The 2,995-nt window shown below is 64.2% G+C and carries 3 protein-coding genes and 1 pseudogene; all 4 read left to right on the top strand.

Annotation, left to right across the window (positions count from 1 at the left end):
- A pseudogene (locus QZT63_RS09515) lies at positions 1–206 on the top strand (hypothetical protein); the annotation flags it as partial.
- 37 nt (positions 207–243) lie between these two features.
- Entirely contained in the window at positions 244–1,251 is a 1,008-nt protein-coding gene (locus QZT63_RS09510) for an XrtA/PEP-CTERM system-associated ATPase (RefSeq protein WP_290650647.1), read from the top strand.
- Complete coding sequence (locus tag QZT63_RS09505) at positions 1,251–2,174, top strand: XrtA system polysaccharide deacetylase (RefSeq protein WP_290650649.1); 924 nt, start codon at positions 1,251–1,253, stop codon at positions 2,172–2,174. Before QZT63_RS09510 ends, QZT63_RS09505 begins: the two co-directional genes overlap by 1 nt.
- Positions 2,175–2,176: 2 nt before the next feature.
- Positions 2,177–2,995: FemAB family XrtA/PEP-CTERM system-associated protein (locus QZT63_RS09500; protein WP_290650645.1), on the top strand; the 819-nt coding region annotated here is incomplete at its 3' end.

Here is a 2,995-nt window from a genome sequence, read left to right as displayed (position 1 = left end):
TCTCGCGGACCTGGGTGCAGCCTGACGGTGCCGATGGAGAAGACCGGGAGCAACGCTTCTGGAGTTTCCGGACCGGGTTAACCCGCCAGCTGGCGCTGAACATGCGCGGCTCGCTCAGCTACCGACACCAGCAGCGGGCGTCGGAGCCTGAGCAGCGCGGGTTCCGCGAGAATGCGGTCACGGCAAGGTTGAATATCACATTCTAGCGATATGCCGCCGCATGGACGGCATCCTGGAGCCACAATGTACGAGCACTACTACAATCTCACGGGCAAACCGTTCCAGCTGAACCCCGACCCGGCCTTTTTCTATGGCAGCCGGGGGCACAAGCGGGCCATGGCCTATCTGGAGTACGGCGTTCACCAGGGTGAGGGCTTCATCGTCGTTACCGGCGAGGTGGGCGCAGGCAAGACGACGTTGGTCCGCAACCTCTTCGAGCACCTGGACCGCGACGAGCTACTCGCGGTCCAGCTCGTCAGTACCCAGCTCAACGCCGACGACATCCTGCGGGCCGTCGCGGCGGCCTTCGGCCTGCCCCATGAAGGGTCCAAGGCGAGCTTGTTGCGTGATCTCGAAGCGCATTTGATGGCCTGCCAGGGCGAGGGGAAGCGCGCGCTGCTGGTGGTGGACGAAGCGCAGAACCTCGAGCCCGCCGCCGTGGAAGAGCTGCGCATGCTCTCCAATTTCCAGACCCGGTCGGGTTCGCTGTTGCAGAGCTTTCTGCTCGGGCAGCCGGAATTCCGCGACACCCTGCAGAGCCCCAGCATGCGGCAGCTCAGGCAGCGGGTGACGGCCACCTATCACCTGGGGCCCATGGATCTGGAGGAGACGCGCGCCTACATCGAGCACCGCCTCGGGCGTGTGAACTGGCAAGGAAATCCCGCGTTCAGCGCGGAGGCGTTCGAGGTGCTCTACAAAGCGACCGGTGGCATCCCCCGCCGCATCAATACCCTCTGTGACCGGCTTATGCTCATGGGGTATCTCGAGGAGCTCAACGCCTTCGATCAGGACGCCGTCGGCGTCGTGGTGCAGGAGATGGAGCAGGATTTCCTTGCCCCGCGCGTGCCCATGGAAGAGGAGTGTCACAACGGTGCCGAGGTCTTAAACGGTGAGGGCTCCCTTGATCTCGGCGTCTCCGCACAGCTGGAGCGCCTGGATTCACGTGTCTCGCGCCTGGAGCGCTACGCGGTCTACACCTCGAAGCTCTCCCGGCAGATTCTGACCACGGTCAACCGAGGGGATTCGGCGTGATGACGGCGCCACCGATCAATGCCATGACCTTCGACGTGGAAGACTACTTCCAGGTCTCGGCCATGGAGGGGGTTGTTGATCGCTCCACGTGGCAGGGCATGCCTTCCCGCGTCGAAAGGAACATGGATCGTCTCCTGGCGGTCCTCGATGATACCGGCGTTCGTGCCACCTTTTTTACGCTTGGATGGATAGCCGAGCGCTATCCGCAACTGGTGCGGCGCATCGTGACTGAGGGCCATGAATTGGCGAGCCACGGTTACTGGCACGAGCGCGTCACCGAGCTCACCACGGGTCAGTTTCGTGAGGATGTCTGTCGGGCCAAGGGCGTGCTGGAGGACACGGGCGGTGTGCCCGTGTACGGTTATCGCGCACCCAGTTTCTCCATTGACAAGACCAATCTGCAGGTCTTACGCACCCTGCGCGACACGGGGCATCGCTACAGTTCCAGTATCTATCCCGTTCACCACGATCATTACGGCATGCCTGACGCCCCACGGACGCCGTTTCGGCCGTTAGGGGACGACGGCGTGCTGGAACTGCCCATGACCACCGTGCGACTCGGCGGGCGCAATCTGCCGGCTGCCGGCGGTGGCTACTTCCGGCTCCTGCCCTATACGGTGTCACGCCAGGCCCTGCGCCGGGTCAATACAACGGAGGGCATGCCCGGGATCTTCTATCTGCACCCCTGGGAACTCGATCCCGGGCAACCCCGTATCGCCGGGCTCGGGCAGAAGACGCGCTTTCGCCATTACGTGAACCTCAGCCGTACGGAAGGCCGGCTGCGCCGGCTGCTCGCCGACTTTCACTGGGGAGCCATTGATACGGCCTACGCGGACGTGTTGAGTGGTGAGCCCCTGGCGCCAACAGGGCCTGTCACTGGTCATCCGGCGCAGGCGGATGTGGTATCGGAGGGGGTCAACTAGCCATGGATTCCGGTGCCGAACACGCCCTCCAGGTGAGCGAACTCCAGGCGACGGAGCACGCGCGCTGGGACGCGTTCGTTGAGGCCCGTCCTGAGGCCACCTTCTGCCACCGGGCGGGCTGGCAGACCGTGATCGAGCGCGCTTTCGGTCACAGCACGCGCTTTCTTATGGCGACGCGCGGCGGGCGCATCGAGGGTGTGCTGCCGCTTGCCCGCATGCGCAGCCTGCTCTTCGGCGACGCGCTGATCTCACTGCCGTTTTGCGTCTACGGAGGCATTGCCGCCGAGACGGCCGAGGCCGCGCGGGCGCTTGACGACGCCGCGCAGGCGCATGCTGCGGAGTCGGGCGTGGACCACCTGGAATACCGGCACTGCCGTGCAGTGCATTCCGATTGGCCGACCAAGGATCTCTACGTCACCTTTCGCAAAGCCATCGAACCGGATGTCGAAGCCAACATGCAGGCCATCCCGCGCAAGCAGCGGCGCATGGTGCGCCAGGGCATGAAGTCCGGGCTCACCAGTGCCTTCGACGCGGATATCGATCGCTTCTTCGGTGTCTTTGCGCAGAACGTGCACCGCATGGGTACGCCCGTGTTCAGCAAGAACTACTTCCAGATCCTCCGCGACGTCTTCGGGGAAGACTGCCGCATTCTGACGGTGAGCCGTGGTGAGGAGCCCGTCGCCAGTGTCATGACGTTCTATTTCCGTGACGAGGTGCTGCCCTACTACGGCGCCGGCATGCCGATGGCGCGGGAGGTGGCCGGTTACGACTTTCTCTACTGGGAGCTCATGCGCCGCGGTTGCGAGGCCGGGTACCGGTGG

The sequence above is a fragment of the Aquisalimonas sp. genome (assembly GCF_007120195.1).
Taxonomy (GTDB): domain Bacteria; phylum Pseudomonadota; class Gammaproteobacteria; order Nitrococcales; family Aquisalimonadaceae; genus Aquisalimonas.
The sequence above is the reverse complement of the archived record's forward strand: the minus strand, read 5'-3'. Positions and strand labels throughout refer to the sequence as shown.